This window comes from Enterobacter sp. 301B, assembly GCF_003850715.1.
Lineage (GTDB): Bacteria > Pseudomonadota > Gammaproteobacteria > Enterobacterales > Enterobacteriaceae > Enterobacter > Enterobacter intestinihominis.
In genome coordinates this window covers 1-2823 of the sequence record NZ_PQTC01000060.1, presented here as the reverse complement: position 1 = coordinate 2823, position 2823 = coordinate 1, and the positions used below count along the sequence as shown (strand labels likewise).

General features: G+C 46.2%; 2 protein-coding genes. One reads left to right on the top strand and one right to left on the bottom strand.

The annotated features are described in order from the left end of the window. Positions 1-1220: 1220 nt before the first annotated feature. Positions 1221-1496, bottom strand: coding sequence for a type II toxin-antitoxin system RelE/ParE family toxin (locus C3451_RS24060; RefSeq protein WP_094544860.1), 276 nt, complete (start codon positions 1494-1496; stop codon positions 1221-1223). A 213-nt stretch (positions 1497-1709) separates the two neighbouring features. Between C3451_RS24060 and C3451_RS24055 the strand changes: the two genes are divergently transcribed. Beyond that, positions 1710-2108, top strand: a complete 399-nt coding sequence (locus tag C3451_RS24055) for a HigA family addiction module antitoxin (RefSeq protein WP_224706373.1) — start codon at positions 1710-1712, stop codon at positions 2106-2108. The last annotated feature ends 715 nt before the right edge of the window (positions 2109-2823 follow it).

Below are 2823 nucleotides of genomic sequence, written 5' to 3'. Positions count from 1 at the left end.
TTTGCTACTTGTTTGCTACCGCTACCCTCTGCTGTGAAAAGAGTCAGGCACGTTAGCGATGTATACATCGCTAACGTGCCTGACTCTTTTCACAGCAGAGGGTAGCGGTAGCAAACAAGTAGCAAACAGATAGCAAACAAGTAGCAAACAGGTAGCAAAAAGATAGCAAACATACGGTTTCGGGCGGAACCTGACCAGGAGTCATTGGCGTGCCGGCGGTACTCCAAAAACACATATTGTCCCGCTGTTTTGTGAATAAGCCAGCATAGCTGTGGGCACAAAACATTTCCTGTCCGCTGCTTTAACCTTTGTAATCCAGGAACGTCAGGTGACGTCACTTTGCGGCGTTAGCCCTATCCTGCATCCTATGAAAAAATGCAGTTACGGAGTGTAAGGTGCCGGACGTGAGGCCGAATATATTCCGCTTCCTCGCTCACTGACTCGCTGCGCTCGGTCGTTCGGCTGCGGCGAGCGGAGGGAACAGGCACATCAAAAGATGAAGCCATGAGGGACGATGAGAGGGAAAAAAACGCCGCGGTGTTGCCGGTTTTCCATAGGCTCCGCCCCCCTGACAAGCATCACAGAATCTGACGCTCAAATCAGTGGTGGCGAAACCCGACAGGACTATAAAGATCCCAGGCGTTTCCCCCTGGTAGCTCCCTCGTGCGCTCTCCTGTTCCTGCCTTTCGGTTTACCGGTGTCACTCCGCTGTTATGGCCGCGTTTATCTCATTCCACGCCTGACACTCAGTTCCGGGTAGGCAGTTCGCTCCAAGCTGGACTGTATGCACGAACCCCCCGTTCAGTCCGACCGCTGCGCCTTTTCCGGTAACTATCGTCTTGAGTCCAACCCGGAAAGGCACGACTTATCGCCACTGGCAGCGGCCACTGGTAAGAGGGTGTACAAGAGATTACTAATGCAGAGTTCTTGAAGTATCAGCCTAACTACGGCTAAACTGGAAGGACGTATTTGGTGGCAGCGGTCTTGTACACCCTGTTACCACGGTTCAGAAGTTCCCCAACTTGCTGAACCTTCGAAAAACCACCTCCCCAGGTGGTTTTTTCGTTTCAGGATTAAAGATACTCTGCGTCCCACTCAATCTCAAGAAATTATCTTTACCAAGCCATTGACTTAATAAAAAAAAACCATATAATAGCCTCATGGGCTTGAATCACTTTAGTGATTCAAGCCCATGACCTAAGTCGTTGATTTAACTGAGATTAATGTGGATCGTCGTAATCCACATTACGGACGTTGGCACCATCCCACTCAAAGAAAATACGATAGTTCGCCGACACCTTTAATGACCAGCGGGTTGGGGTATATTCAGCATACGAATGAAGATCCAAACCAGGAAGGTCAAGATCATTTATTGAAGTAGCGGTATCTAAAGCGTTTAAGATAATCTCTATTTTCTTTTTATGCGCTTGTGCTACCTTACTTGTATCACCACTGTTAAATTGTTTTAGTTTTTTGGATTTAAAATTTTTAATCATTGAACTTCTCCATATGAAAATTTTTATGTTTTAGAAGTTCTTCTTGTTTAGTAAAGTTTCTTGACTATGTTCTATTTATAGGTAGTATTCTACGCCTGCGAAGCTTTAGAACTGCCAGATAGTAACTACAAGAACAAAACAGAAGAACCAAACTGTTAACGTTAAGAAAAAAATTACCCTTAACTAATCCATTTTATCACAAATGGATTGCTTATGTCAATAGGTTTGCGCGTTGCGCAAGGCGCAAAATCAGAGTATTTAGGAGGTTGCATGTTTACATTGCAAAAACCTATGCACCCCGGCGAGTTTATCCGCGAAGTATATTTAGAGCCGTTAGAGCTTCAAATAGGAACGTTTGCAGAAAAGCTTGGTGTTGATACATCAACCGTTAGCCGGTTAGTAAACCAAAAAGCTGACCTTTCTTATGAAATGGCATTACGCCTATCAAAAGCCTTAGGGCGTTCTGCTGACTCTTGGATGAAAATGCAAATAGCATATGGTTTATATCGTGCTCAAGATAAAGTAAATCTTGAAGAAGTTGAGGTGGTTTACCGCCCACGGAACTTGGATGCTCCTGAAAAACAGGTCCATGAATTTTATGAAAATATCTAAAAACGATATTTCATTTAGGTAAAGAAAAGCTCCTAACCATAGGGGCTTTTTGTCTCTACACCTGTGTATTTATGTGAAGACCTAAGGCAGCATCGTTATTCCTGAAGATGCTTAAACAGCGGGTGTTGAGCCTGTATCAACCATTGATAGTGATCTGTATATCCTCTTCACTAACCCCAAACTTCATAGCCAGCCCCCTTCTATGCTTACCTAGAGAATTTACCATAACATCCGTTGCCCGCACCTTCTCAGACGGCCTGAAGGCGTTTCTGCCGCGTCCGGCCGATTTCCGGCACCTTTCCCTATCCCAAACACTGAAAAACGCCCCTGATGATTTTTGCGCAGCTGCATGGCTATGCACAGACATGCCTGGCCTCCATTTTAGCGGCTAAAATCCGGCGAGCGCCCTGAAAGCCATCATGAACCACCCTGATAACGGTGAACGGGTGCGCAGTTTACTGTGCGGCCGTGAGGCGTTGGCCAGGCCGTCAGGCATGGCAGGATTTATTGCCAAAGGGGTCGGATTTAACCTGGGGTGATCAGCGCGCAGAGATGAACGGGATTCGGAAGGGGAACCCTTGCGGCGCGGCGATGTATACATCGCTAACGTGCCTGACTCTTTTCACAGCAGAGGGTAGCGGTAGCAAACAAGTAGCAAACAGATAGCAAACAAGTAGCAAACAGGTAGCAAAAAGATAGCAAACATACGGTTTCG